This is a genomic window from Mycobacterium sp. NPDC003449 (genome assembly GCF_053588415.1).
Map to the genome: position 1 here is coordinate 12,556 of NZ_JBSFPX010000053.1, position 25,726 is coordinate 38,281.

The window sequence follows — 25,726 nt, forward strand, 5'->3', positions numbered from 1 at the left end:
AATCGTGGCGGCCCATCCTGGTGATCGGCTGTGAGGTTCTGTCACCACCCGGCCGGTCGCCGGATGCCCCCGGTCAGCGGGGTTTGGCCAGCGGGAACGGCAGCGTCTCGCGGATGCTGCGGCCGGTGATCAGCATGACCACCCGGTCCACACCCATCCCGAGGCCACCGGTCGGCGGCATCGCGTACTCCATGGCCTGCAAGAAGTCCTCATCGAGCTCCATCGCCTCCGGATCGCCGCCCGCGGCCAGCAGCGACTGCTCCTGCAGCCGGCGGCGCTGTTCGACCGGATCGGTCAGCTCGCTGTAGGCGGTGCCGAGTTCGACGCCCCAGGCCACCAGATCCCACCGTTCGGCGACGCCGGGGATGCTGCGGTGGGGCCGGGTCAGCGGGGACACCGACGTCGGGAAGTCCTTGTAGAACGTGGGTTCGGTGGTGCGGTCCTCGACGAGGTGTTCGTACATTTCGAGCACCACGGCTCCGGCGTCCCAGTGCGTCAGGTAGCCGATGGCCGCCGAATCGCACAGCCGGCGCAGTGTGGTCAGGTCGGTGTCGGCGGTGATGTGCTCGCCGAGCGCCTCAGACACCGCGTCGTGCACGGTCTTGACCGCCCAGTCGCCGGAGATGTCGACCGGTTCGAGCACACCGTCGGCCCTGGGCCGCAGGAACACGTGCGCACCGTTGGCGGCCTGCGCCGCGTTCTGGATCAGCTCGCGGCAGCCTTCGATCCACACGTGGTAGTCCGCATGCGCCTGATAGGCCTCCAGCAGTGTGAATTCCGGGTTGTGGCTGAAGTCGACACCCTCGTTGCGGAAGGCCCTGCCGAGTTCGAAGACCCGTTCCACCCCGCCCACACAGAGCCGCTTCAGATAGAGCTCGGGTGCGATCCGCAGGTACAGGTCCAGATCGTAGGCATTGATGTGGGTGAGGAAGGGCCTGGCATTGGCCCCGCCGTGGATCTGTTGCAGGATCGGCGTCTCGACCTCGAGGAAACCCTTGCCGTACAGGGTTTCCCGGATGGCATGCAGGGCACCGCTGCGGGCCCGGATCAGATCGCGGGCCTCGGTGTTGACCGCGAGATCGACATAGCGGGCCCGCACCCGCGCCTCCTGGTCGGTGAGGCCCTTCCACTTGTCGGGCAGCGGGCGCAGGCATTTGCCGATCAGTCGCCAGCTCCCGACGAGCAGTGAGCGGGTTCCCTTGCGGCTGAAGCCCATCGACCCGGTCACCTCCACCAGATCACCCAGATCGATGGTGGCGGTGAAATCGGCGGTGCTACCGACCTCGAGGCCGGTGTTGTCGAGCAGCAGCTGCAGCTCACCGGACCAGTCGCGCAACTGCGCGAACAGGACGCCGCCGTAGTCTCGGACCCGCAGCACCCGCCCCGCGACCGTGACGTGCTGTGCGTCGGCGGCCGCCACGGCCGCGGCCACCGTGTGGCTGGGCGCCCGGCCGACCGGATAGGCGTCGACGCCGCTGTCCTGCAAGGACTTGAGCTTGGCCATCCGGACCCGGACCTGTTCGGGGAGGCGGGGGGAATCGCCCGCCTCGGGCGGATCGGTCCGCAGCCCACTGACATCGGGGGCGCTGCCGTCGCGGTGCAGCCGCCCGCTGTCGACCAGATTCGCCGGCGCGGCGATGTGCTCGCCGGTGTGCTGTTTGTTGCGCCGCGAGAACGGCAGCACCAGAAAGCCTTCGGCGATCACCGAGGCCACCCCGACCCTGGGGATCAACCGGGCGTCCTCGTAGCAGGCGTAGCGCGGCACCCATTCGGGCTGGTATTTCATGTTGGAGCGGTACAGGCTCTCCAGCTGCCACCAGCGCGAGAAGAACACCAGCAGCCCGCGCCACAACCGGGCCACCGGCCCGGCGCCCAACTGGGCGCCCTGCTCGAACGCGGACCGGAACATCGCGAAGTTGAGCGAGATCCGGCTGACCCCGAGGTCCTCGGCCTGCGCGCAGAGCTCGCTGACCATCAATTCGATGGTGCCGTTGGGAGATTGGGGGGAGCGGCGCATCACGTCCAGCGACGCGCCGTTGCTGCCCCACGGCACCAGCGAGAGCAGCGCGACCACCTGCTCGCCGGCCCCGCCGGTCTGCACCGCCTCGACCAACAGGCAGTCACCGTCGGCGGCATCGCCCAACCGGCCCAGCGCCATCGAGAAACCGCGTTCGGTCTCGGTGTCCCGCCAGGCGTCGGCCCGCTTGATCATCTCGGCCATCTCGGGCGCCGACAGCTCGCGGTGCCGCCTGATCCGCACCGAGGTGCCGGCCCGTCGCGCCCGGGTCACCGCCTGGCGCACCGCACGCATATCGGGACCGGACAACCGGAAGCCGTCCGGATGCAGGATCGCCTCGTCGCCGAGTTGCAGCGCAGTCAATCCGGCGGCCCGGAACGCTTCGGCCGCCACCGAACTCGCGCCCATCACACCGGGGGCCCAGCCGTAGCTCTGGCACAGCCGCAGCCAGGAGTCGATCGCCGCGGGCCACGACTTCGGATCGCCCACCGGATCTCCGCTGGCCAGGCAGACCCCGACCTCGACGCGGTAGGTGACCGCGGCCCTGCCGTTGGGGGCGAACACCACCGACTTGTCGCGCCGCGTCGCGAAGTAGCCCAGCGAATCGTTCTTGCCGTAGAGCTCCAACAGACCGCGGATCGCCGATTCGTCCTCTCCGGTCAGGGCGTTGGAGGCCCGTTGGGATTGGAACAGCACGATCGCGGTGGCGATCAGGGCCAGCGCGCCGAACAGACCGAACAGGTCGTTGAGGAACGTGTGCGAATAGCCCTCGAACACCTCGGGGGGCACCGTCGCGAAACCGCTGACCCGGTTGACCGCGTAGGGCAGCCGCCACTCGGGTGCCAGCGTGCCGGGAAACACCTGCAGCAGCAGCCAGGCCGCGGCGATACCGAGCGCCATACCGGCCACCAGCACCAGGGCCGATTTGACCAGTGCGCCACGGCGGACCTTGGCCCAGAACTGATTGCGGGCCAGCACCAGCGCCACGATCGCGGCGACGTGGAACACCAGACCCACCGACTCGCCGATATCGTCGCTCACCGCGTCGCCACCGGTGACCAGGTCGCCGATGTTCCATCCGACGGCACCCACCAGGTAGAGCACCAGGATCCACCACGCGATGCGTTTGCGCGCGGCCAGCGCGGCCGCCAGCAGAGCCAGCACGAAGGCCCAGGCGAAGCTGGTGTCGGGGAAGTTGAAGATGTAGTCGTTGACGAACTCGCGCGGCACCCGGATGATCCAGCGCACCAACGGGGAGACGCTGGCGATCAGTGACAGCGTCGCGATCACACCGACGGTCCAGCCCGCCGCCGCGGGGACCCAGGAGAATCGGGACGAGGGCCGTGCCCCGATCCGATCGGCGCGGCTGATAACGGTCATACGCCGGGAGGATAAGCCCTCAACCCGCGAATATGTTGAAACACGACCGCAAAGCCGTGCGGGGTTACCAGACCGGGCCGGTGTACTTCTCGCCCGGCCCCTTGCCCGGCTCCTCGGGCGCGGCGCTCGCCTCGCGGAAGGCCAACTGCAGGCTCTTGAGCCCGTCGCGCACCGGCCCGGCGTGCGGCCCCAGATACTCGACCGAGGCCGTCACGAGCCCGGCCAGCGCGGTGATCAACCGTCGCGCCTCGTCCAGGTCGCGGTGAGGGCTGTCGTCGGGATCCTCGGCGGACAATCCGATCTTCTCGGCCGCGGCGCTCATCAGCATGACCGACGCCCGGGTGATCACTTCGACGGCAGGAACCTCGGCCAGCTCCCGTACCTGCGGCTGGGCTGCATCGGGCATTTCTATCGGATCGGTCATGCCTGGTAGAGTGTCATGCGCGACCGTCCCGGCTTACGCCAGGGACAGCAAGTGGAGTCCCACTCCCACCGCTGACCATACCGGCACAGCGGTCCGGTCGCCGGTGCCCCAGAGCACCGGTTCTGCGGTCCAGGACTGGGCGTGCAGGCGGCGCAAGCCGTGATCGGTCGGCATTGGGCCCTGCTGTGAGCAGGGCTTTTCTGTTCTCCGGACAGGATGCGGATGGGGTAGGTCTCCTCGACAGACCAACATAGGAGGCCCCATCAGCACTGAGACCCGCGTCAACGAGCGCATCCGCGTACCCGAAGTCCGCCTGATCGGACCAGGTGGCGAGCAGGTAGGCATTGTGCGCATCGAAGACGCCCTCCGCGTCGCCGCGGACGCCGATCTCGACCTTGTCGAAGTAGCCCCGAACGCCAGACCACCGGTCTGCAAGATCATGGACTACGGCAAGTTCAAGTATGAGACGGCGCAGAAGGCGCGCGAGTCTCGCAAGAACCAGCAGCAGACCGTCGTCAAGGAACAGAAGCTGCGTCCCAAGATCGACGATCACGACTACGAGACGAAGAAGGGCCACGTGGTCCGCTTCCTCGAAGCCGGGTCGAAGGTCAAGGTGACGATCATGTTCCGCGGACGTGAGCAGTCGCGGCCCGAACTGGGTTACCGGCTGCTGCAACGGCTGGGCGCCGACGTCGCCGATTACGGCTTCGTCGAGACGTCGGCCAAGCAGGACGGACGCAACATGACGATGGTGCTGGCCCCGCACCGCGGCGCGAAGACCCGCGCCAAGGCGGCGGAGCAGGCCGAGCGCCCCGGCGGGCAGCAGGCCGCAAACCAAGAACCAGACGTCACGCAGAGCTAGATTCAACAGAACTGAGGATTCATGCCCAAGGCAAAGACCCACAGCGGTGCTTCCAAGCGGTTCCGTCGCACCGGGACCGGAAAGATCGTGCGGCAGAAGGCGAACCGTCGCCACCTGATGGAACACAAGCCCACCAAGCGCACCCGCCGGCTGGACGGCCGCACCGTGGTGGCGGCCAATGACACCGCCCGCGTCAACAAGCTGCTCAACGGCTAGTACCGCCGCTACCGACACCGAACGATAGGAACACCCCATGGCACGCGTGAAGCGCGCACTCAACGCCCAGAAGAAGCGGCGCACCGTACTGAAGGCCTCCAAGGGTTACCGCGGTCAGCGGTCCCGCCTGTACCGGAAGGCCAAAGAGCAGCAACTGCATTCGCTGTCCTACGCCTACCGGGACCGCCGGGCCCGCAAGGGTGAGTTCCGCAAGCTGTGGATCTCCCGGATCAACGCCGCGGCCCGCGCCAACGACATCACCTACAACCGCCTGATCCAGGGCCTCAAGGCCGCCGGGGTCGAGGTGGACCGCAAGAACCTGGCCGAGATCGCCGTGAGCGATGCGGCCGCGTTCACCGCGCTGGTCGAGGTGGCCAAGGCCGCCCTGCCCAGCGATGTGAACGCGCCGTCAACGTCCTCTGGCGAGGCCGCCTGACCCTCACCGAGCGTTCTGCCCGGGTGGTGGCTGCGGTGAAACTGCAGCGCCACGTCGGGCGCCGCCGCGCCGCACGCTTCCTCGCCGAGGGACCCAACCTGGTCGAGGCCGCGTTGCGGCGCGGACTCGTTTCCGAGATGTTCGCCACCGAGCCGGCGGCCGACCGGTTCGCCGCGCTGCTCGACGGCGCACCCGTGCAGCTGGTCACCGAACGCGCGGCGAAGGCCTTGTCGGACACCGTCACCCCGGTAGGCCTGGTCGCGGTGTGCCGGCTGCCGGAGGTGTCACTCCAGGACGTGCTGGCGCGGTCGCCGCGGCTGATCGCCATCGCGGTCGAGACCGCTGAACCCGGTAACGCCGGCACCCTGATCCGGCTGGCCGACGCGATGGGCGCCGACGCCCTGATTCTGACCGGTAACAGCGTGGATCCCTACAACGGAAAGTGTCTGCGGGCATCCGCGGGCAGCATCTTCGGGCTGCCGGTCCTGCAGGAACCCGACACGTTCGCGGTGATCTCGGCCCTGCGCGAGGCCGGGCTCTCGGTGCTGGCCACCACGCTCGACGGTGAAACACCACTTCCGGACGCCGATCTCACCACGCCCTCGGCATGGCTGTTCGGTTCGGAGGCGCACGGATTGGCGTCGGAGGTGGCGGCGGCCGCCGATGTGCGGGTAACCATCCCGATGGCGGGCAGCGCGGAGAGCCTCAATGTCGCTGCGGCCGCCGCGATCTGCCTGTACGAAAGCGCCCGAGCCCACCGTTCCTAGCGCGAGCAGACGCGCGCGTACCCGAAAACCCGCATTCTCGGGTACATTCGCGTCTGCTCGCCGGAGGAACTAGACCACCAGCCAGATCAGGCCGGCCATCGCGAAGCCGACCACGGACAAGATGGTCTCCAGCACGGTCCAGGTCTTCAAAGTGTCCTTCACCGACATGTTGAAATAGCGCGACACGATCCAGAACCCGCCGTCGTTGACATGGCTGGCGATGATCGAACCGGCCGATACGGCGACCACGATCAGCGCGACCTGGGCGGGGGAGTAGCCCGCCTGGGCGACCGATGCCTCGATGATGCCGGCCGTGGTCACGATGGCCACCGTCGCCGAACCCTGGGCGACCCGCAGCGCACAGCTGATCAGATACGCCGAGACGATGACCGGCAGGCCGATCGCGGTCATCGAGTCGGCCAGCGCGTCCCCGATCCCGGTGGCCCGCAACACCGCCCCGAAGAACGCGCCCGCGCCCACGACCAGCAGGATCATCCCGACCGGGCGCAGCGACACCCCGGAGATCTTGGCGAGTTCGGCCCCGGAGATGCCGCGCCGGATGCCGAGCAGGTACAGGGCGAGCATGACCGCGATGGTCAGCGCGATCGCCGGATTGCCGATCAGGGTCAGCACGGCCAGCAGGGTGCCGCCGTCCAGCATCACATCGGCCATGGTGGCGGCCAGGATCAGCAGCATCGGCGCCAGGATGATGAAGGCGATCAGGCTCAGCGCCGGAGGATCTGCGGTGTCGGCTTCGTCCTCTTCCGGCACGAACTCCTCGGGCACCTCGACCTGCAGGCGCTTGCCGATCCACGAACCCCACGCCACACCGCTGACGAACCAGGCCGGGATCCCGCAGGCCAGCCCCATGATGATGATCCAGCCCAGGCTGACGTTGAACAGGCCGGCAGCGGCCACCGGGCCGGGGTGCGGCGGCAGGAACGCATGCGTCATCGACAACCCGGCGATCATCGGCATCGCGTACAGCACAAGGGATTTGCCGCCCCGCTTGGCGGCCACGTAGACCAGCGGAGCCAGGATGAAGATGCCGATGTCGAAGAAGACCGGGATACCGAGCACCAGACCGGTCACGCCCATGGCCAGCGGCGCGCCCCTCGGGCCGAACAGGGTCAGCAGTCGCGTGGTGAGCACATCGGCCCCACCGGAACGCTCCAGCATCGCGCCGAGCACGGTGCCGAGGCCGATGATCACGGTGATGTGACCGAGGATTCCGCCGAAACCCGTCTCCAGCAGGGACTCCGACGCCTTCGCCGGGGTGCCGACCAACTCGCTGACCGGGATCCCCGCGATCAGCGCGACGGCCACGCTCACCACGATCAGCGCGATGAACGGCTCGACCTTGAGCCTGATGATCAGCAACAGCAGGATCGCGATCGATACCGCGGCCAGGGTCAGCAGCCCGGCCGTGTCGTTCTGCAGCCAGTCCACAAAGGTAGTCATCTAGGCTCCGGAGTCGGATAAGCGGTTGAGTTCGGCGACGAATGCCGTTGCCCGGTCGGTGATCGCGTCCCAATCGCCTGCCGCTACCTGTGCGGGTGGGACCACGCCGGTGCCCGCGCAGACCGCGAGCGCACCGGCGTCCAGATAGGCCCTGGCGTTGCCGGAAGTGATCCCGCCCGACGGCAGGAGCTCCACATCGGGATAAGGGCCGTGCAGGTCGGAGAGATACTTCGGGCCCATGCTGCCGGCCGGGAAGATCTTCACCGCCGCCGAGCCGAGGTCGACGGCGGTGGCCACCTCGGTCGGGGTGAGTGCGCCGAGGACAACCGGCACGCCATTGGCCACCGCGACCGCGGCGACCTCGGGCCGCAGCCCCGGGGTGACCAGGAACCGTGCCCCGGCCTCGATCGCCGCGCCGGCCTGATCGGCGGTCAGCACCGTGCCGACGCCCAGCACAATGCCCGACCGTGAAACCGCGTCGGAGCAGGATCGCAGATGGTCGAGGACACCGGGTGTGGTGAATGTCAGTTCCACGGTGCGGATTCCGCCGGCGGCCAGGGCGTGACAGAGATCGGCCGCGTCCGGAATGCGGTCGGCGCGTACGACGCTGAGCACGCGGTCGGCCCGCAGCACGTCGAGATCACTCATCGCACCACCCCGTCGGTTCCGCGGCGCAGCGACCGCCCGGCGGTCACCCCGGTGAGTGCGCCGTCGTCGAGCGCCAATTCGCCGCGCACGAACACGTGGCTGAACCCGGTGGCCGGCTGCCGGGGCTGCTCGTAGGTGGCGGTGTCGGCGACGGTGTCGGGGTCGAACAGCACCAGGTCGGCGGCGAACCCGGGGCGGATGAACCCGCGGTCGGCCAGCCGGAGCCGGGCCGCCGCCCGGCCGCTGAGGTGGCCGACGCATTCCTCCACCGACATTAGGCCGAGATCGCGGCAATAGTGTCCGAGGTAGCGGGCGAACGTACCCCAGCCGCGGGGGTGGGGTTTCGCGCCGACCAGCAGCCCGTCGCTGCCGCCGGTATGCCTGGGGTGTCGCATGATTGCCTGAACGTTCTCCTCGTGGCCGACGTGTTGGAGGATGCCGCTGCCGAGTTGGTCTCGAAGCAGAATGTCGATGCACACCTCGAACGGATCGCGGTCCTCGACGGCGGCGATCTCGGCGATGGTGCGGCCCACATACCGGTCGCACTCCTGGTTCTGCACACCGCTGATCTCGATGGTGTCCCATTCGGCCGTCACCCCGTGGCAACCGTCGGAGCCGGTGACCTCCAGATGCTCGCGGATCCGTTGCCGCGCGGCAGGGTCGGCCAGCCGGGCCATCGTCTCCTCGGCGCTGCCCGCCGAGGCCCAGCTGGGCAGGATCGCCGAAAGTGTGGTGGCCCCCGGCAGGTACGGGTAGGTGTCGAGGCTGATGTCGGCGCCGGCCCGGGTCGCATCGTCCAGCAGCGCCAACAGTTCTGGCGCGCGCCCTTTGTTGGGGCCGAAGTTGAGTGTCGCATGGGCGAGGTGCAGCCGGCAGCCCGAGCGGGTGGCGAGGTCCACCATCTCGCGGTACGCCTCCAGCGCGCCCGCGCCGTAGGACCGGTGGTGCGGCGAGAAGTAGCCGCCGTATTCGGCGACCGTCCGGCAGAGCCCCAGCAGCTCCTCGTTGTCGGCGTACATGCCGGGCGTGTAGGTCAGCCCGGCCGAGAGTCCGACCGCACCCTCGGACATCGCCTGTTCCACGATCCGCTGCATCGCGACGATCTGCGCCGGCGTCGCGGGCCCCTCACCCCAGCCGACCACCAGCGCTCGGACCACCCCGTGTGGCACCAGATACGCGGCGTTGGTGGCTATCCCGTGGTCGAGCCGGTCAAGGTACTCACCGACCGAACGCCAGTCGAAGTCGAAGTCCCGCGGGTCGGAGTTCCATCCGGCGATCTTGCGGCGCACACCGGCCAGCACATCGTCGGTGACCGGCGCGTAGGACAGGCCGTCCTGTCCGAGCACCTCGGTGGTGACACCCTGGGTGATCCGGGACGGATGGGTCGGGTCGAGCAGGATCTGCAGGTCCGAATGCGCGTGCATATCGATGAACCCTGGTGCGAGGACCAGACCGCCGGCGTCGATCGTCCGGTCCGCCGATGGCGGATCGGCTTTCTCGGTGCGGATTTCGGCGATGCGGTCACCGTCGATGAGGATGTCGGCGCGGTACCGGGGGGTCTCGGTACCGTCGACGACGGTGGCCGAACGGATCAGGGTGCGCATATCGGTCCGGCTCAGAAGTAGGTGCGGATCAGGTCGATGACGCGGGGATCGTCACCGGTGTCGTCGAGCAACGGAATCCACCGCCACTTGTCGAATGCCGTACACGGGTGCGAGAGGCCAAGCCGCACAACCTGTCCCACCCGCAGGTCGGTGTCCGGCGGGATCGACAGGAACGCGTGCTGGTCGTTGACCGCGGTGATCCGGGCGCCGGCCAGCGGCCGCGTCGGTGCTCCGAGGTCATCGGCCACCAGTTGCGGTGCCGGCAGCCCCTCGTCGAACGGCACGTCACGTTTGCCGGCATCCAGCAGCGCGAGACCCGGTTCGGGACGCGACACCACCCGGGCCCAGGTGTGCATGGCCGAGCGCAGCCGGTACCCGGACCCGTCGCGGCCGAACGGCGTGATGCCGGTGTAGAAGCCGTCGTCGTGAATGATGTAGGCGCCCGCGCGCACCACGACGCGGACACGTTCGCCGGCCAGCGGTGCCAGCACCTCGGCGACGATATCGAAATACGCACTCCCGCCGGCGGTTACGACCACTTCGGCGTCGTCCGGGTACAACCGGTCCGCCTCCAGGAGGCGGTGCAGCCGAGCCATCTCTCGCAGATAGTCCCGGACCCGCGATAGCGAGGGTTCCGATGCGTCGTGTGCCAACGCGCCCTCATAGCCGGAGACACCCGCCAGTCGTAGCGAGTCGCTCGCGGAGATTCGTTCGGCCACCGCCACCGCGTCGGAGACCGACCGGGCCCCGGTTCGCCCGCCGGGCGCGCCGAGCTCGACCAGCACCGCGATCGGGCGGGCCAAAGGGGTGTCGGCAAGGGCGGCGGCCATCGCGTCGACCGTGCCGGTCGAGTCGGCCCAGGTGAGCACCTCCAGATCGGGCCGGGCCGCCATGGCTCCGGCCAGCCAGCGCAGCGCGTTCGGATCGACCAGGGCGTTCGCCAGCTGGATCCGGTCCACCCCGAAGTGGACCGCGACGCGCACCTGGCTGAACGTGGCGAGCGTGATCGCCGTTGCACCGCTGCGCAACTGACGTTCCCACAGGGTCGGCGACATGGTCGTCTTGCCGTGCGGGGCCAGTTCGACGTGATGGTCGGCGCACCACGCTGCCATCGCCGCCAGGTTCTGGTCGATGGCCGAGTCGTCCAGCGTCATCACGGGTGTGCTGAACGACGACAGCCGGGGCCCGGTGGCGAGGAAATCCGCAGGCGTCAGCCCGTCGGCCGCGGCCGGCAGCGCCTTGTCCAAGTCCGAGAGACGCTCCGTGTGGAGGCTGCTGGTCGTCATGGGTGCTCTCATCCCTCGGTTCACCTGCTATGTTGCATGTACTGCAATCAGTGTTGCAAAAATGCTCGTGATCTGTTTAACATGACACCGGCACCGCGTCAATAGAGCCGACCCGAAGGAGGGCAGTGCGGACGACACCCAACGGCGGCAGCTCCGTGGCGTGCCTCGGCGAGGCGTTGGTTCTGGTCTCGGGAGCCGAGTCGCACCTGGCCGGTGCTCAAGCCCAATTGCACCTGGCCGGCGCGGAAGCCAACGTGGCCGCCGGGCTCTCGGCCCTCGGTGTACCCGCAGCGTGGGTCGGCCGGCTCGGCGACGACGAATACGGCGCCATGGTGTGCTCCGAATTGCGGGTGCGGGGTGTCGACGTCTCCGCCGTCGACATCGACCCGGCGCGGCCCACCGGGCACTACTCCAAGCGCACCGAGACCGACGAGGCCGGCGAGCCTACGACAACGAGCCACTACCGGCGTTCGGGGTCGGCGGCCTCGGCGATGGGTCCGGAATTCCTCGATGCCCCCGCGGTGTCGGCCGTGCTCGGCCGGGCCGCGGTGGTGCACTGCAGCGGAATCACTGCGGCCCTGTCGGATTCCTGCCGTGGGCTGATGCGCAGGCTGCTGACCGAGCGGCCCGGTGTCGGCGGGGTGCTCAGCTTCGACGTGAACTGGCGCGAGCAGCTGTGGCCGGACGGCGATCCGGGTGTGGTGGTCGACCTGGCGAACCGGGCCGACCTGGTTCTCGTCGGCGCCGACGAGGCGATCCGGGTGATGGGCACCGACGATCCGGGCGAACTGCGCCGCATTCTGCCGCTTCCTGAGGTCATCGTCGTCAAGGACGGCGCCCGGCGCGCCGTGGCCGTGGACCGCCGCGGGGCGACAACCGTCGTGCCCGCCCTACGGGTCGAGGTCGTCGAACCGGTCGGCGCCGGTGATGCGTTCGCCGCAGGCTACCTCAACGGCCTGGTGCGCGGCGACGATGTCGCGACGTGCCTGCGTCGGGGTCACATCGGCGCCGCGACCACCCTCACCGTCGCATCCGATTCGGCACCGCCACCGTCGGCGGCCGTGCTGAACGATCTGCTCGGCTGTTCGGCGCAGTCCTGGTCGGCGACCACCGTGAGCGCGGCGGGATTCGTGCGGCCGGAAGGGAATTGAGCCGATGAGCCAGAGTGTCGCGCGGGCACTGCATCTGCTGATTCAGCTCGGCGACGGCCCGGCCGGCCTGGACGAACTCGCCGAGTCGACCGGGGTGCACAAGACGACGGTATTGCGACTGCTGCGCACGTTGTCCGACGAACGGTTCACCTTTCGCGACCACAGCAATCGCTATCACCTGGGTTCCAGGATATTCGAACTGGCGGCACAGGGCACCGATCAGCGGGAGATCCGGCGGATCGCCTCACCGCATCTTGTGGCGTTCAACCGGACCCACGGCCGCACCACCCACCTGGCCGCGATGGAGGGCGGCGAGGTCGTCTACATCGACAAGCTGGAATCGCACGACCAGATCCGGATGTTCTCCCGCATCGGCCTGAGCGCGAACCTGAACTCGACCGCCGTGGCCAAGGTGATCCTGGCCGACCTGCCGGATTACGAACTGCACCAAATTGTTTCGGCCATGGACTTCACCAGGCGCACCGCAAACACCATCACCACCCCCGAGGGCTATCTCCGCGAGATCGACACCGTGCGTGCCCAGGGGTGGGCCCAGGACCGTGAGGAGAACGAGCCGTCGATCAACTGCCTCGGCGTGCCGGTGCGCGGTGCGTCGGGCCGGGTGGTCGCCGCGGTGTCGGTCTCGGTGCCCGATGTGGTGCTGCCGTTCGACCGGATTCTCGACCTACTCGCACCACTGCGGGCCGTCGGCGACGACATCTCCCGCGACTGTGGCTACCGGCCGCAGCCTTGACCCACGAAGAAAACCCCGACAAACGAAGGAGTTCCGACAGTGTCCGATTCGCAGGTGATCCGCACCGACAACGCACCCGCCCCCGCCCACGTCTTCAGCCAGGGCATCAAGAAGGGCGGCTTCCTGCAGGTGTCCGGACAGGGCCCGGTGGATCCGGCGACGAACACCTACATCGGCGAGGGTGATGTGCGCGCCCAGACCCGGCGGACCCTGGAGAACGTGAAAGCCATCCTCGCCGCCGGTGGAGCCGGTGTGGAGGATGTGTTGATGTTCCGGGTCTACCTCACCAAGCGTTCCGATTTCGCGGCGATGAACGAGGTGTACGGCGAATTCATCGCCGAGAACGTGACATCCGATCAACTGCCTTGCCGCACCACGGTGTTCGTCGAACTGCCGCACGAGGTGATGCTGGTCGAGATCGACGCGCTCGCGGTCACCTAGACGCCCGGCTAGCTGAGCAGGCCCCGCGCGACGTGGGTGATCTGCACCTCGTTGCTGCCGGCGTAGATCATCAGCGACTTGGCGTCGCGGGCCAGCTGCTCCACCCGGTACTCGGTCATGTAGCCGTTGCCGCCGAACAGCTGGACCGCGTCCATCGCGACGTCGGTGGCGGCCTGCGAGCAGTACCACTTGATGGCCGACGCCTCCGGCAGCGGAATCGCCTTGCCGTCCTGGGCCGACTCGATGACCCGGAACAGCATGTTGCGCACGTTCATCCGGGCCACTTCCATATTGGCCAGCTTGAGCTGGATCAGCTGGAACTGGCCGATCTCCTGGCCCCACAGCGTGCGGCTCTTGGCGTAATCCACGCTCAGCCGCAGACACTCCTCGATCACCCCGAGCGCCATGGCCGCGACCCCGATCCGTTCGGTGGAGAAGCTCGACCTGGCGCTGTCCCTGGCGTCAGACGCCTCGTTGGCCCCGTTTTCACCGGTCTCGCCGAGTAGCCGGTCGCGGCCGAGCCGCACATTGTTGAAGAACAGCTCGCCGGTGCGCGACGAATGAATGCCCATCTTGCGGAACGGTTTCGACTGCACGAACCCGTCCATGCCACGGTCCAGCACGAAGGTGAGCACCTTGCGATCCCGCTTCTCGACGCCCGGTTCGTCGAGCTTGGCGTAGACCACCACGACATCGGCGTCGGGCCCGTTGGTGATGAACGTCTTCTGCCCGTTGAGGATGTAGTCCTCGCCGTCGCGGGTCACATAGGACTTCATGCCGCCGAACGCATCCGAACCGGAATCGGGTTCGGTGATGGCCCATGCGCCGATCTTCTCGTAGGTGACCAGCCCGGGCAGCCAGCGTTCCTGCTGGGCGAGGGTGCCGCGGCTCTGAATGGTGGGGACGGTCAGCCCGAGGCTGACCCCCATGCCCGTCACCAAACCCATCGACACCCGGCACAGCTCGCTGATCACCACGAAGCCCATGCCTGCCGAGCCGCCGGAACCGCCGCCGAACATCCCGCCGCCCGAGCCCGACGGCGTCTCGCCGGACCGCAGTCGGGTCAGGCGCTTATCGAGCCCCTCGCGCGCCATGGTGTCGATCCCGAACGCCGCGAACAGCTTCCGGATGATCGGATAGGGCTCCAGCTCGCCGCTCTCCAGCTCGTCGAGATGCGGCCGGATCTCCTTGTCCACGAACTCCCGAACCGCGTCACGCACGGCGATGTCAACGTCAGACCATTCCAGCATTCGGACAGCTTAGGCGGCGGGTGCGTTGCGTTGGGCGGGCCGTCGCAGCGCGGGCAACGAAAACGTGGTGTGCACCAGCGACCCGGCCCGGTCCAGCAGGGATTTGCGCCGGGGCAGATAGTGCATCGGCAGGCCCCGGCGGTCGCGTGGGGGCGCCGTGAACCCGGGAGCCTCGATCAGCGGCGCATCGGCGGGCAGTCGGCCCGCGGCGCGGCGGTAGGCGGACAACGCGCGCGGATGCAGCCGGATCTCGTCGGGGACAGCGACGAACGCCAACTCGACCATCTTGCCGAAGATGCGCAGCAGCACCTCGTCGCCGGGCGTCCAGCGCATCCCGGCCTTCTCGCGAACCGCCGGGTCGAACACCCCGGCCGCGATCCAGCGTTGCGCCCCGACCAGCGGCCGGAACAGTTGATCCCAGATCGGGGTCGGCATCAGCACGAACCACGGTTTGGGGATCCGGATGGTGAAGATGTCCAGGGTGGCGCGGTTGATCTCGAGTTCGTCGCGGCATTTGGCGTCCCAGTACTCCTGGAAGTCCTCCCAGGTCGCGGGCACCGGCCGCATGCTCATCCCGTACATCCGGTACCACTGCACATGCTCGTCGAACAGCTGGCGTTTCTCGGCGTCGGTCAGCCCGCCGCAGAAATATTCGGCGGTCTTGATGATGAGCATGAAGAAGGTGGCGTGCGCCCAGTAGAACGTATCCGGGTTGAGCGCGTGGTAGCGCCTGCCCTTGGCGTCGACACCCTTGATGGTGGTGTGGAATCCCCTGATCTGGGCCCCGGTTTCGGTGGCCCGCTCGCCGTCGTAGACGACGCCCATGATCGGGTACACCGATCGTGCGACCCGCTGCAGCGGTTCGCGCAGCAGGATCGAATGCTCCTCGACGCCGGCGCCAAGCTCCGGGTACATGTTCTGGATGGCGCCGATCCACACCCCGAGGATTCCGGTGCGCAGATCGCCGAAGTATTTCCAGGTCAGCGAATCCGGGCCCAGCGGATCGTGCTGGGTGTCGGGCGCCCTGTGGGTCGTTGACGTCGCGGCCATCGTGTCTCCGTTGACTCTGAATGACTCGAAATGCTCGAACCTCGCGGTGTGACATCCACGATAGTAGTGACAACGCGTGTTGTCGACGAGCTCTGGGCGCGTCGCGTCGCACTGTTACGCCGCGGACATCGCGCCGCAGCGGTCACGTGACCGGATTGCCCCGACCGGTGTGAGCAAACCTGCACCGGGCCTGATTGCCCGGCCGCGGACCCCCGCTTACGCTTGCGCTGTGGATGGCGAATCGTTCGACGAACGATTGCCGGGGCCGTTGGCCTGGCTACAGCGCACCAACCACAGTCCCGCCCTGATCTCGCTGGTCAAGCGCGTCCGCCGGGCGCTGCCCGGCGATCCGGAATTCGGTGATCCGCTGTCGGCGGCCGGTGAGGGCGGGCCCCGCGCCGCCGCCCGCGTCGCCGACCGGCTGCTGGACCGGGATGCCGCCTCCCGGGAGGTGAGCCTGGGTGCGCTGCAGATCTGGCAGGCGCTGACCGAACGGGTGTCGGGGACACCGGCGAACCCCGAGGTGACGCTGGTGTTCACCGATCTGGTCGGGTTTTCGGCGTGGTCGCTGCGCGCCGGCGACGACGCCACCCTGCGGCTGCTGCGCCGCGTCGCCCAGGTCATCGAACCGCCCGTGCTCGAGGCCGGTGGCCACATCGTCAAACGCATGGGCGACGGGATGATGGCGGTGTTCTCCGACCCGGTGACCGCCGTGCACGCGGTGCTGGCCGGGCTGACTGCGTGTGAGGGTGTCGACGTGGACGGCTACACGCCGCGGATGCGGGTCGGGATGCACACCGGGCGCCCGCAGCGCATCGGGTCGGATTGGCTCGGGGTGGACGTCAACATCGCGGCCAGGGTCATGGACCGCGCCGCCAAGGGCGGTCTGGTCATGTCGCACACCACGTTGTCCGGTATCTCCGAGGATGACCTGTCGGCGCTCGGGGTCACCGTCAAACGGCAACGGCGGCAGATGTTCTCGGCCAGACCGGACGGTGTTCCCGAGGATCTGGTGATGTACCGGGTGAAAATTCCCAGGCAGTTGCCAGCCGGCGAATCCGAGGATCACGACGAACCGGGCGGATAGTTGATCCGGTGCTCCCTCGGGTGTCACCGATCCTGACCCAGCTGACCCGGATTCCGGTCACGCTGATCTATGCCGCGACCCTGACCGTGGTGACGTCGGCGTTGCTGGCGCAGGATCCCGACGTCCAGGCCCGGGGGTGGTGAGCGGGGCCAGCACGAATCTGCACAATCTGCGTCACGGGCACCTCGGCACCCTGCTGGGCAGCGCGTTCGTCACCGACTCGGGTCCGGTTTACACCTGGCTGCCGGGTCTGATGTGCCTGCTGGCGCTCGGCGAGTTGCTGTGGCGCAGCGGGCGGCTCCTGCTCACCTTCACCCTCGGCCATGTGGGGGCGACGCTGCTGGTGGCGGTCGGCCTCACGGTCACGGTGAAAGCGGGCTGGACGCCGGTGTCGGTCGGGCGCGATGTCGACGTCGGGATGAGCTACGGCGCGGCCGCCGTGCTGGGTGCGCTCACCGCCGCGATCCCGTCGCGCTGGCGGCCGGCCTGGATCGGCTGGTGGCTGGGCGTCGTGCTCGGGGTGGTGACGATCAGCCGGGACTTCACCGATATCGGTCACGCGGTGGCGCTGCTGCTGGGCATGGTGCTGTCGGGCCGGCTGGGCCCGCCCGAGGGCTGGACCCTGTGCCGTTATCTGCTGTTGTCGGTCGCCGCCGCTTTCGGGTTTGCGCTGCTGGCCGGCGGCGGTGAACTGGTCGCGGTCACCGGCGGCGCCGGGCTGATCGGTGCGGCGGCCGGGTATGCCCTGGGAAACGCATTCGGAGCACGCTCGGCGCATCGCCTATGATCGCCGGGTGGTCCGCACGCAAGGAGGGGAAACCGGAGCTGAACAGCCCAGTGACCTCTCCGAAGAAGCCCTGACCAAAGCCGTCGACGCGGCCCGGCACGCCTTCGGGCTCGCCGGTGACCTCGACGCGCTGGCCCGCGCCAAGACCGAGCACCTCGGCGACCGCGCCCCGATCGCGCTGGCGCGCCAGGCCCTTGCTTCGCTGGCCAAGTCCGACCGTGCCGATGCCGGCAAACGGGTGAACATCGCCCGCGCCGAGGCCCAGGGTGCCTACGACGAGCGGCTGGCGGTGCTGCGCGCCGAACGCGACGCCGCGGTCCTGGTCGCCGAGCGCATCGACGTCACCTTGCCGTCGACGCGTCAGCCGCTCGGCGCCCGCCACCCGATCACGATCCTGGCCGAGAACGTCGCCGACACCTTCGTGGCGATGGGCTGGGAACTCGCCGAGGGCCCCGAGGTCGAAACCGAGCAGTTCAACTTCGACGCGCTGAACTTCCCCCCCGACCATCCGGCCCGCAGCGAGCAGGACACGTTCCAGATCGCGCCGGCTTCGGCCACCGACGAGGGTTCGCGTCAGGTGCTGCGCACCCACACCTCACCGGTGCAGATCCGCGCCCTGCTGGAACGCGACCTGCCCGTCTACGTCGTCTCGATCGGCCGGACCTTCCGCACCGACGAACTCGACTCGACCCACACCCCGGTGTTCCATCAGGTGGAGGGTCTCGCGGTGGACAAGGGCCTGACCATGGCGCATCTGCGCGGCACCCTGGATGCGTTCGCGCGGGCCCAGTTCGGCCCGCAGGGCCGCACCCGGTTCCGCCCGCACTTCTTCCCGTTCACCGAGCCCTCGGCCGAGGTGGACATCTGGTTCCCCAACAAAAAGGGTGGGCCGGGCTGGGTCGAATGGGGCGGTTGCGGGATGGTCAACCCGAACGTGCTGCGCGCCTGCGGCATCGATCCCGACCTCTACTCGGGCTTTGCCTTCGGAATGGGATTGGAGCGAACCCTGCAGTTCCGCAACGGAATTCCCGATATGCGCGACATGGTCGAGGGCGACGTGCGCTTCTCGCTGCCGTTCGGAGCCGGCGTCTGATGCGGATCCCGTACAGCTGGCTGCGCGACACCGTCCAGGCCGGCGCCCCCGGATGGGATGTGTCCTCCGAAGAGCTCGAACAAACCTTCATCCGGATCGGTCACGAGGTCGAGGAGATCATCCCGATCGGCCCGGTCACCGGACCGCTGACCGTCGGCCGGGTCGCCGAGATCGAAGAGCTCACCGAGTTCAAGAAGCCGATCAGGGCCTGCAAGGTCGACGTCGGTGAGCCGGAGCCCCGCGATATCGTGTGCGGCGCCCGCAATTTCGCGGTGGGCGATCTGGTGGTGGTCGCGCTGCCCGGCACCGTGCTGCCCGGTGACTTCACCATCGCCACCCGCAAGACCTACGGCCGCACGTCCGACGGCATGATCTGCTCGGCCGCCGAGCTGAACCTGGGCGTCGACCATTCCGGGATCCTGGTGCTGCCCGCGGGCACCGCCGAGCCGGGGACCCCCGCCGCCGGCGTACTGGGCCTGGACGATGTGGTGTTCCACCTGGCGATCACCCCGGACCGCGGCTACTGCCTGTCGGTGCGCGGGCTGGCCCGCGAGATCGCCTGCGCCTACGACCTGGATTACGTCGACCCGGCCGACGTGCCGTCGTTGCCGGCCAGGGACGAGGCCTGGCCGCTGACCGTGCAGCCCGGCACCGGAGTTCAGCGCTTCGGCCTGCGCCCGGTCACCGGGATCGACCCGGCCGCGGTGTCGCCGTGGTGGCTGCAGCGCCGGCTGCTGCTGAGCGGAATCCGGGCCATCTCACCGGCCGTCGACGTCACCAACTACGTGATGCTCGAACTCGGGCATCCCATGCACGCCCACGACCGCGGCCTGATCACCGGAGGCTTTCAGGTGCGGTTCGCCGGCGACGGCGAGAAGGTGACCACGCTCGACGATGTCGAGCGCACCCTCAATTCGGGCGATGTGCTGATCGTCGACGACGTCGCGACCGCCGCGATCGGTGGCGTCATGGGAGCCGGGACCACCGAGGTGCGCGACAGCACCACCGATGTGCTGCTGGAGGCCGCGGTGTGGGATCCGGCCGCGGTGTCGCGCACCCAGCGGCGCCTGCACCTGGCCAGCGAGGCAGGCAGGCGTTACGAGCGGTCCGTCGATCCGGCGATTTCGGTTGCGGCACTGGACCATTGCGCGACGCTGCTGGCCGAGATCGCCGGCGGCACGGTGGCGCCCACCCTGACCGACTGGCGTGCCGATGGCCGCGAGGACTGGTCGGGGCCGGCCATCGCGATCGCGGCCGACCTGCCCGATCACACCGCGGGCGTCGAGTACCCCGCGGGCACCACGGCCCGCAGGCTGACCCAGATCGGCGCCGGGGTCGCCCAGCCGACCGGGTCGCAGGCGCTGACCGTCACCCCGCCGAGCTGGCGACCCGATCTGCGCCAGCGGGCCGACCTGGTCGAGGAGGTGCTGCGGCTGGAAGGGCTGGAGCAGATTCCCTCGGTGCTGCCGACCGCACCGGCCGGACGTGGGCTCAGCGCGGTGCAGAAGCGTCGCCGCGCCGTCGGCAAGTCGCTGGCGCTGGCCGGTTTCGTCGAGATCCTGCCCACCCCGTTCCTGCCGGCCGGCGTGTTCGACACCTGGGGCCTCGCCGCCGACGATCCGCGGCGCGCCACCACCAGCGTGCTCAACCCGCTGGAGGCCGACCGGCCGCAACTGGCCAGCACGCTGTTACCCGGCCTGTTGGAAGCGTTGGGGCGCAACGTGTCCCGTGGTGCTCCCGATGTCGCGCTGTTCGCCATCGCGCAGGTGGTGGAGCCGACGGAACAGACCAGGGCGGTCGAGCGTGTTCCCACCGACCGCAGGCCCACCGACGCCGAGATCGCCGCGCTGGACGCCTCGCTGCCGCACCAACCCCAGCATGTCGGCGTGGTGCTGACCGGTCTGCGTGAGCCGGCGGGACCGTGGGGGCCGGGGCGGCCGGTGGAGGCCGCCGACGCCTTCGAGGCGGTGCGGGTGATCGGCCGGGCGGCCGGTGTCGAGTTCACCTTGCGCGCCGCGCAGGAGCTGCCGTGGCATCCGGGCCGGTGCGCCGAGGTGCTGGTCGGCGATACCACCGTTGGCTACGCCGGCCAGCTGCACCCCGCGGTCGTCGAACGGGCCGGATTGCCGAAGGGCACCTGTGCGGTCGAGTTGAGCCTCGACGACGTCCCGATCGTCGAAACCCTTCCCGCCCCGTCGGTTTCCCCGTTCCCCGCGGTGTTCCAGGACATCAGTGTGGTCGTGGGTGCCGAGGTATCGGCGGCCGCCGTGGTCGACGCGGTCCGCGCCGGTGCGGGCGAACTGCTCGAGGACGTCCGGCTGTTCGACGTCTACACCGGCCCGCAGATCGGGGAGGGACGCAAGTCGCTGGCCCTGGCGCTTCGGTTCCGGGCCGCCGACCGCACCCTCACCGAGGCCGAGGCCAGTGCGGCCCGCGACGCCGCCGTGGCGGCCGCCGGTGAGCGCGTCGGTGCGGTCCAGCGCGCCTGATTTCCCCTGCCGAGCAGACGCAGCGGTACCCCGGAAAGCGCATTCCGGGGTACCGCTGCGTCTGCTCGCGGGGTTGTCCGGCGCTCACATGACGGCGCCGAGGCACAACACGATCGGCAGCGAGATCACCGAGGCCAGCGTCATCGCCACGGTGTGGGTCTTGAACGTGCCGCGAGTCGAGTAGCCGATCAGCGACTGGAACATCCAGAAGAAGTTGCTGCTGACGTGGGGCAGGAACAGGGCCCCCGAGCCGGCCGCGAGTGCGACGAGCACCACCGGAACCCCCAGGCTGCCCGCGATGGGCGCAAGGATGCCCGCCGCGGTGATACCTGCGACCGAGATCGAGCCCAACGCGATGTGGAGCAACGCGGCCACCAGCCACACCAGCAGCAGTGGCGGCAGAAAATCGGAGCGGAAGGCGCTACCGAGGATGTCGCCCATGCCGGAGCCCTCGATGACGAAGCCGAGGGATCCGCTGATGCCGCTGAGCACGAGGATCGGCCCGCACGACGTCAGGGCAGAGCCGATGGCCTTCGAGATCTGCTCGCGGGGCCGTACCCGGCTGGCCAGCACGAACGCCCAACCCGCGCCGGCGAAGATCGCGACCACCGGGTCGGTCAGGAAGCCGATGACATCGGCGTCCCAGCCGGCGATCCCGGCCAGCGCGCCGCCCGCGATCAGCACCAGGGTGAGCAGGACCGGCGTGATCGCGACGAAAAGGTTGAGTTCGCGGGCCGCGGTCTCGGGGGGTGCGACCGTCATCGTATGGGCGGTCTCACCCCGTTCCGGGGCGGCGCCACCGTCTGCGTCCTCGGGCCTGCCGGCCGGGCCGGCCGGGTCGGTTGGGTCGGCCGGGTCCTCGGAGGCCGTGGCGACGTCGATCTCGTCGAGTTCCTTGTTCCAGCCCATGACGGGCAGGAGCAGTTGAAACGCGAGCGTCGTGAGCAGGGCGGTGGGCAACCCGACCGCCAGCCCGAGCAGGAACATCTGCCCGAGCGGGACGTCGAGGATGCCGGCGATCGCGATCGCGGCCACGCCGGGGGCGACGAAGACCAGCCCGACTTCGATTCCGGCGGTGAGTGCCCCGCCCATCAGTGCCAGTCCGCGCGCTCCCAGGCGGGGCCCGAGCCGGCGGGCCAGGGGAGCCGAAAGTACCAGCAGGACATCGGAATAGATCGAGGAGAACAGCGAACTCAGGGCGGCGGCGAAGATATAGGGCACGCTGCGCTCACCGAACCACCGCAGCATCGCCTCGACGAGTCTCTCCATCGTGTTGGTGACCGTCAGCAACGCACCCAGGATCACGCCGAAGGTGACCAGGATGCCGATGTCACCCATGACGTCGGCGAAGCCGTCGGAGATCGCGCCTGGCGTGTCCTTGAACCCGATGGTCGTGACGCCGAGGTAGAGGGTGCCGAGCAGAAGCGCGAATACCGGCGGAAACTTCAGCCAGGTGATGCTGGTGACGATGCCGATGATGGCCACGCCCGCGTTGACGAACAACAACATTTGGTCCGACATAGGTTTCTCCCTACCGCAACGTGAGTGATCCGGACCCGAGGACCCATCACAGGTGACCGCACTCACCGGGCACGTGTCCAAGACCTGTTCCCAGTGATTCCGATAGCTTGTACCTATTGATCGCACGCAATCGGGACGGTTTTGTTGGACATCCGGCAGCTTCGCTTCTTCCTCGCCGTCGTCGACCACGGGACCGTCCACCGGGCGGCCGAACACCTGTACGTGGCCCAACCCTCCATATCGCAATCGCTGCGCCGCCTCGAGGGCGAACTCGGCACCGAACTGTTCATGCGGCGAGGCCGCGGGCTGGTGCTCAACTCGGCCGGGCGCGCCCTGGTGGATCCGGCCCGGGAACTCGTGCGGTTGCTGGAGGTGGCGCGCGCGACGGTCGAATCGGTCGACGGGCTTCGCGGCGGCCGGCTCACGGTGGCGGCGATGCCCTCGCAGGCCGTCAGCCCGCTGACCGGGCTCATCGCCGCTTTCCGGGCGCGTCATCCGGGTGTCGAGGTCGCCGTCGTGGCCACCGACCGGCCCGAGGACGTACACGAGGCGCTGCGAACGGGAGCCGCCGAACTCGGTGTGCTGGCGACACCGCGCGGGGTTCCCGCGTTCGACGATCTGCGATCGCTGCCGCTGGAGACCCAGAACTTCGTCGTCGTCACCAGGGCCGAGGTGGATCTGCCGCCCGAGCCGGTCGACCCGCGCGCCCTCGCCGGCCTTCCGCTCATCGTGGGGCAGCCGGGCACCGGGATGCGCCGGGTCGCGGATGCGATCCTGGCGGCCACCGACTGCCACCTGGCCGTCGAGATCGAACATCGCGAGGCCCTGCTGCCGCTCGTCCTCGACGGCGTGGGGGCGGCCGTGGTGGCCGAGTCGTGGCGACAGCTCGCCGAGGCGGTCGGATTGGCGGTCCGCGCACTGGCGGACACCGAGGTTCTTGAGGTGGCCCTGGTGTGGCAACCGCGTCGGCTGAGCCCGGCCGCAGAGGCCTTCATCGCCGCGGTCGACGGTAATTGATAGCCATCACCTATCGGTGGGGTCCGATAGACGTCTTGGACGTCGAGCCGTAGTGACCGTTCAATCGTGGGGACGGCCAGTGTTCGGTGGCGCCACCGGTCCCCGGGAACCGCCTGCCGAGATTCTTCGAAAGGACATACCGCGATGACTGAAGCGCACCGGATTGCCGTGATCGCCGGCGACGGTATCGGGCAGGAAGTGGTCCCGGAGGGAGTCAAGGTGTTGGAGGCGGCCGCGGCGGCGTTCGATTTCACCCTCGACTTCGAACACTTCGACTACGCCAGCGCCGACTACTACACCAGGACCGGTGCCATGCTGCCGGAGACCTGGTTCGACGAGCTGAGCGGGTTCGATTCGATCTTCTTCGGGGCGGTGGGCTGGCCCGAGGTGGTGCCCGACCACGTGTCGCTGTGGGGGAGTCTGCTGCAGTTCCGCCGCCACTTCGACCAGTACGTCAACCTGCGTCCGGTGAAACTGATGCCGGGGGTGGCCGGCCCGCTGGCCGGCCGCAAGCCCGGGGACGTCGACTTCGTCGTCGTGCGGGAGAACACCGAAGGCGAGTACTCCAGCATCGGCGGCAAGATCTTCGAGGGCACCGAGCGTGAAGTGGTCGTGCAGGAGACGGTGATGACGCGGGTCGGGGTGGACCGGATCCTGAAGTACGCGTTCGAAATTGCCTCACGCAGGCCCAAGAAGCACCTGACCTCGGCGACCAAGAGCAACGGGATCTCGATCACCATGCCGTACTGGGACGAACGGGTGCAGGAGATGAGCGCGCGGTTCCCCGATGTCGAGGTGGACAAGTACCACATCGACATTCTGACCGCGAATTTCGTGCTGCATCCCGACTGGTTCGACGTCGTGGTGGCCAGCAATCTGTTCGGTGACATCCTGTCCGACCTCGGGCCGGCCTGCACCGGAACCATCGGCATCGCGCCGAGTGGAAACATCAACCCCGAGAGGCGTTTTCCCAGCCTGTTCGAACCGGTGCACGGCTCGGCGCCCGATATCGCGGGCCGCGGTATCGCCAATCCGGTCGGCCAGATCTGGTGCGCGTCAATGATGCTCGATCATCTCGGCGAACCGCAGGCCGCGGCGGCGATCCTGGCCGCCGTCGAGGACGTCCTGGCCGACGGCGGTGCGGCGTTGACACCGGACATGGGCGGCACGGCGAGCACCAGCAGCCTTGGCTCGGCGGTTCGGGACCGGCTGCGGGTCAACACCTCATCGCAACTTGTGCACTGACGCCGCACTCAGCCGCGCGCCAGCAGGGCCACCCCGTCGCCGGTGAGGTGGGGGAGTGCGGCGCCGGTGCGACCGGTCGCGAGCAGCAGCAGCGCCGACACCGGTCCCTCGACGATCGGCCCGTCGCCCGCGCCCCACTCGGTGTCGACGGCGCGTAACCGATAGGGGGCCAACCGCTTTGCCGCGTGGAACGGGAAGCGCGGGTGCCAGATCCGTTCGATCGCCAGCCGGGACGGCCCGGTGGGCATGTGGTGGCTCAGGCCGAGCGGAACCGCGATGTCCTGACCGTGCACCAGCAGATCCATCAGACGGTCCGTCGGCGTGGTGCCCGGCGCGGTGACCCGCGACCCGATCGTCGCGCGCAACCCGGCCAGCAGCTGGTGGTCATCGCGGGTCGCGGCGTAGCGCAGCGCGGTGTCGCACACCATCCGGTCGATGCTGCCGCGGGCGCGCAGCAGACCGACCAGGACCCGCCCGACGGTGGCCTCGGCCGAGAGATTCACATGCGCGACGACATCCCGGACCTGCCAGCGGTCACAGAGGCTGGCGTGGCGCCATTGCGAAGTGGTGAGTTCGGTCAGCAGTCCATGCAGGCGACGGCGCTCATCGTCGACGGCCCGCCAGATGTCCTCGATGTTCACCCGGCCTAGTACTACAGCCGCACTTATTTCCTGGGTGATCGGCGTGTCGTTGTGTGACACTGGGATTTGCCAGGCATGTTGCTTATGTGACTGATGGGG

Annotated in this window: 24 protein-coding genes; 14 read left to right on the forward strand and 10 right to left on the reverse strand. The window is 68.7% G+C overall.

The genetic code is table 11. The annotated features are described in order from the left end of the window. Nucleotides 1-73: 73 nt before the first annotated feature. Entirely contained in the window at nucleotides 74-3,397 is a 3,324-nt protein-coding gene (gene lysX, locus ACWDTP_RS15765) for a bifunctional lysylphosphatidylglycerol synthetase/lysine--tRNA ligase LysX (RefSeq protein WP_450021262.1), read from the reverse strand. Between the two features lie 64 nt (nucleotides 3,398-3,461). Beyond that, a complete protein-coding gene (locus tag ACWDTP_RS15770) occupies nucleotides 3,462-3,821 on the reverse strand; it encodes a DUF1844 domain-containing protein (protein ID WP_450021264.1) in 360 nt (119 codons plus the stop codon). A 262-nt stretch (nucleotides 3,822-4,083) separates the two neighbouring features. Here ACWDTP_RS15770 and infC point away from each other — a divergent pair, with 262 nt between their 5' ends. Genes infC through ACWDTP_RS15790 form a run of 4 tightly spaced genes read left to right on the forward strand, consistent with a single transcriptional unit; the run spans nucleotide 4,084 to nucleotide 6,102 of the window. After that, nucleotides 4,084-4,683 (forward strand): translation initiation factor IF-3, encoded by a 600-nt coding sequence (gene infC / locus ACWDTP_RS15775; RefSeq protein WP_450021309.1) that lies wholly within the window; start codon nucleotides 4,084-4,086, stop codon nucleotides 4,681-4,683. Between the two features lie 21 nt (nucleotides 4,684-4,704). Next, nucleotides 4,705-4,899, forward strand: a complete 195-nt coding sequence (gene rpmI / locus ACWDTP_RS15780; protein WP_450021266.1) for a 50S ribosomal protein L35 — start codon at nucleotides 4,705-4,707, stop codon at nucleotides 4,897-4,899. A gap of 37 nt (nucleotides 4,900-4,936) precedes the next feature. Beyond that, a complete protein-coding gene (gene rplT / locus ACWDTP_RS15785) occupies nucleotides 4,937-5,335 on the forward strand; it encodes a 50S ribosomal protein L20 (protein ID WP_450021268.1) in 399 nt (132 codons plus the stop codon). Nucleotides 5,336-5,358: 23 nt separating this feature from the next. Then, a complete protein-coding gene (locus ACWDTP_RS15790) occupies nucleotides 5,359-6,102 on the forward strand; it encodes a TrmH family RNA methyltransferase (RefSeq protein WP_450021270.1) in 744 nt (247 codons plus the stop codon). A 69-nt stretch (nucleotides 6,103-6,171) separates the two neighbouring features. Here ACWDTP_RS15790 and ACWDTP_RS15795 read toward each other — a convergent pair whose 3' ends face one another. From ACWDTP_RS15795 to ACWDTP_RS15810, 4 genes are read right to left on the reverse strand one after another with little or no spacing between them, the layout of a single operon-like run. Continuing rightward, on the reverse strand, nucleotides 6,172-7,563 hold the full coding sequence (locus ACWDTP_RS15795; RefSeq protein WP_450021272.1) for a GntP family permease: 1,392 nt from the start codon (nucleotides 7,561-7,563) through the stop codon (nucleotides 6,172-6,174). Beyond that, the gene (locus ACWDTP_RS15800; protein ID WP_450021274.1) at nucleotides 7,564-8,211 is read right to left on the reverse strand and encodes a bifunctional 4-hydroxy-2-oxoglutarate aldolase/2-dehydro-3-deoxy-phosphogluconate aldolase; all 648 of its coding nucleotides are present in this window, start codon (nucleotides 8,209-8,211) and stop codon (nucleotides 7,564-7,566) included. Then, the gene (locus tag ACWDTP_RS15805) at nucleotides 8,208-9,815 is read right to left on the reverse strand and encodes an N-acyl-D-amino-acid deacylase family protein (RefSeq protein WP_450021276.1); all 1,608 of its coding nucleotides are present in this window, start codon (nucleotides 9,813-9,815) and stop codon (nucleotides 8,208-8,210) included. The genes ACWDTP_RS15800 and ACWDTP_RS15805 overlap by 4 nt, the downstream gene beginning before the upstream one ends. An 11-nt stretch (nucleotides 9,816-9,826) precedes the next feature. After that, entirely contained in the window at nucleotides 9,827-11,101 is a 1,275-nt protein-coding gene (locus ACWDTP_RS15810; protein ID WP_450021278.1) for an amino acid deaminase, read from the reverse strand. A 125-nt stretch (nucleotides 11,102-11,226) separates the two neighbouring features. On the opposite strand from ACWDTP_RS15810, the gene ACWDTP_RS15815 reads away from it, so the two are divergent. Genes ACWDTP_RS15815 through ACWDTP_RS15825 form a run of 3 tightly spaced genes read left to right on the forward strand, consistent with a single transcriptional unit; the run spans nucleotide 11,227 to nucleotide 13,447 of the window. Continuing rightward, a complete protein-coding gene (locus tag ACWDTP_RS15815; RefSeq protein ID WP_450021280.1) occupies nucleotides 11,227-12,252 on the forward strand; it encodes a sugar kinase in 1,026 nt (341 codons plus the stop codon). Nucleotides 12,253-12,256: 4 nt separating this feature from the next. After that, nucleotides 12,257-13,006, forward strand: a complete 750-nt coding sequence (locus ACWDTP_RS15820) for an IclR family transcriptional regulator (protein ID WP_450021282.1) — start codon at nucleotides 12,257-12,259, stop codon at nucleotides 13,004-13,006. Nucleotides 13,007-13,045: 39 nt separating this feature from the next. After that, nucleotides 13,046-13,447: a RidA family protein gene (locus ACWDTP_RS15825; protein ID WP_450021284.1), complete on the forward strand. Its 402-nt coding sequence runs from the start codon at nucleotides 13,046-13,048 to the stop codon at nucleotides 13,445-13,447. An 8-nt stretch (nucleotides 13,448-13,455) separates the two neighbouring features. Here ACWDTP_RS15825 and ACWDTP_RS15830 read toward each other — a convergent pair whose 3' ends face one another. Beyond that, the gene (locus ACWDTP_RS15830; RefSeq protein ID WP_450021286.1) at nucleotides 13,456-14,697 is read right to left on the reverse strand and encodes an acyl-CoA dehydrogenase family protein; all 1,242 of its coding nucleotides are present in this window, start codon (nucleotides 14,695-14,697) and stop codon (nucleotides 13,456-13,458) included. A 9-nt stretch (nucleotides 14,698-14,706) separates the two neighbouring features. Further along, nucleotides 14,707-15,747: an oxygenase MpaB family protein gene (locus tag ACWDTP_RS15835; protein WP_450021288.1), complete on the reverse strand. Its 1,041-nt coding sequence runs from the start codon at nucleotides 15,745-15,747 to the stop codon at nucleotides 14,707-14,709. A gap of 229 nt (nucleotides 15,748-15,976) precedes the next feature. On the opposite strand from ACWDTP_RS15835, the gene ACWDTP_RS15840 reads away from it, so the two are divergent. The 5 genes from ACWDTP_RS15840 to pheT are packed head-to-tail and all read left to right on the forward strand — an operon-like array spanning nucleotide 15,977 to nucleotide 21,203. After that, on the forward strand, nucleotides 15,977-16,834 hold the full coding sequence (locus ACWDTP_RS15840) for an adenylate/guanylate cyclase domain-containing protein (RefSeq protein WP_450021290.1): 858 nt from the start codon (nucleotides 15,977-15,979) through the stop codon (nucleotides 16,832-16,834). Nucleotides 16,835-16,842: 8 nt separating this feature from the next. Continuing rightward, a complete protein-coding gene (locus tag ACWDTP_RS15845; protein WP_450021292.1) occupies nucleotides 16,843-16,977 on the forward strand; it encodes a hypothetical protein in 135 nt (44 codons plus the stop codon). Next, nucleotides 16,974-17,621 carry a rhomboid-like protein gene (locus ACWDTP_RS15850; RefSeq protein WP_450021294.1) on the forward strand — a complete coding sequence of 216 codons (648 nt, stop codon included), beginning with the start codon at nucleotides 16,974-16,976 and terminating at the stop codon, nucleotides 17,619-17,621. The genes ACWDTP_RS15845 and ACWDTP_RS15850 overlap by 4 nt, the downstream gene beginning before the upstream one ends. Before the next feature lie 7 nt (nucleotides 17,622-17,628). After that, nucleotides 17,629-18,714: a phenylalanine--tRNA ligase subunit alpha gene (gene pheS / locus ACWDTP_RS15855; RefSeq protein WP_450021296.1), complete on the forward strand. Its 1,086-nt coding sequence runs from the start codon at nucleotides 17,629-17,631 to the stop codon at nucleotides 18,712-18,714. Then, on the forward strand, nucleotides 18,714-21,203 hold the full coding sequence (pheT, locus tag ACWDTP_RS15860) for a phenylalanine--tRNA ligase subunit beta (protein ID WP_450021298.1): 2,490 nt from the start codon (nucleotides 18,714-18,716) through the stop codon (nucleotides 21,201-21,203). The genes pheS and pheT overlap by 1 nt, the downstream gene beginning before the upstream one ends. An 84-nt stretch (nucleotides 21,204-21,287) precedes the next feature. On the opposite strand, the gene ACWDTP_RS15865 is transcribed toward pheT, so the two are convergent. Continuing rightward, nucleotides 21,288-22,724, reverse strand: a complete 1,437-nt coding sequence (locus ACWDTP_RS15865) for a GntP family permease (RefSeq protein WP_450021300.1) — start codon at nucleotides 22,722-22,724, stop codon at nucleotides 21,288-21,290. A 144-nt stretch (nucleotides 22,725-22,868) separates the two neighbouring features. Here ACWDTP_RS15865 and ACWDTP_RS15870 point away from each other — a divergent pair, with 144 nt between their 5' ends. Both ACWDTP_RS15870 and ACWDTP_RS15875 read left to right on the forward strand, forming a co-directional pair. After that, entirely contained in the window at nucleotides 22,869-23,741 is an 873-nt protein-coding gene (locus ACWDTP_RS15870; RefSeq protein ID WP_450021302.1) for a LysR family transcriptional regulator, read from the forward strand. A gap of 144 nt (nucleotides 23,742-23,885) precedes the next feature. After that, nucleotides 23,886-24,986, forward strand: coding sequence for a tartrate dehydrogenase (locus ACWDTP_RS15875; RefSeq protein WP_450021304.1), 1,101 nt, complete (start codon nucleotides 23,886-23,888; stop codon nucleotides 24,984-24,986). An 8-nt stretch (nucleotides 24,987-24,994) separates the two neighbouring features. Here the strand turns inward: ACWDTP_RS15875 and ACWDTP_RS15880 are convergent, their stop codons facing one another. Further along, nucleotides 24,995-25,627 carry a maleylpyruvate isomerase family mycothiol-dependent enzyme gene (locus tag ACWDTP_RS15880; RefSeq protein WP_450021306.1) on the reverse strand — a complete coding sequence of 211 codons (633 nt, stop codon included), beginning with the start codon at nucleotides 25,625-25,627 and terminating at the stop codon, nucleotides 24,995-24,997. Between the last annotated feature and the right edge of the window lie 99 nt (nucleotides 25,628-25,726).

What these genes read in the sequence shown, in the direction of transcription:
- lysX (WP_450021262.1), bottom strand. Translation starts at nt 3,397, where the DNA reads ATGACCGTTATCAGCCGCGCCGATCGGATCGGGGCACGGCCCTCGTCC.
- ACWDTP_RS15770 (WP_450021264.1), bottom strand. Translation starts at nt 3,821, where the DNA reads ATGACCGATCCGATAGAAATGCCCGATGCAGCCCAGCCGCAGGTACGG.
- rpmI (WP_450021266.1), top strand. Translation starts at nt 4,705, where the DNA reads ATGCCCAAGGCAAAGACCCACAGCGGTGCTTCCAAGCGGTTCCGTCGC.
- rplT (WP_450021268.1), top strand. Translation starts at nt 4,937, where the DNA reads ATGGCACGCGTGAAGCGCGCACTCAACGCCCAGAAGAAGCGGCGCACC.
- ACWDTP_RS15795 (WP_450021272.1), bottom strand. Translation starts at nt 7,563, where the DNA reads ATGACTACCTTTGTGGACTGGCTGCAGAACGACACGGCCGGGCTGCTG.
- ACWDTP_RS15800 (WP_450021274.1), bottom strand. Translation starts at nt 8,211, where the DNA reads ATGAGTGATCTCGACGTGCTGCGGGCCGACCGCGTGCTCAGCGTCGTA.
- ACWDTP_RS15805 (WP_450021276.1), bottom strand. Translation starts at nt 9,815, where the DNA reads ATGCGCACCCTGATCCGTTCGGCCACCGTCGTCGACGGTACCGAGACC.
- ACWDTP_RS15810 (WP_450021278.1), bottom strand. Translation starts at nt 11,101, where the DNA reads ATGACGACCAGCAGCCTCCACACGGAGCGTCTCTCGGACTTGGACAAG.
- ACWDTP_RS15820 (WP_450021282.1), top strand. Translation starts at nt 12,257, where the DNA reads ATGAGCCAGAGTGTCGCGCGGGCACTGCATCTGCTGATTCAGCTCGGC.
- ACWDTP_RS15830 (WP_450021286.1), bottom strand. Translation starts at nt 14,697, where the DNA reads ATGCTGGAATGGTCTGACGTTGACATCGCCGTGCGTGACGCGGTTCGG.
- ACWDTP_RS15835 (WP_450021288.1), bottom strand. Translation starts at nt 15,747, where the DNA reads ATGGCCGCGACGTCAACGACCCACAGGGCGCCCGACACCCAGCACGAT.
- pheT (WP_450021298.1), top strand. Translation starts at nt 18,714, where the DNA reads ATGCGGATCCCGTACAGCTGGCTGCGCGACACCGTCCAGGCCGGCGCC.
- ACWDTP_RS15865 (WP_450021300.1), bottom strand. Translation starts at nt 22,724, where the DNA reads ATGTCGGACCAAATGTTGTTGTTCGTCAACGCGGGCGTGGCCATCATC.
- ACWDTP_RS15875 (WP_450021304.1), top strand. Translation starts at nt 23,886, where the DNA reads ATGACTGAAGCGCACCGGATTGCCGTGATCGCCGGCGACGGTATCGGG.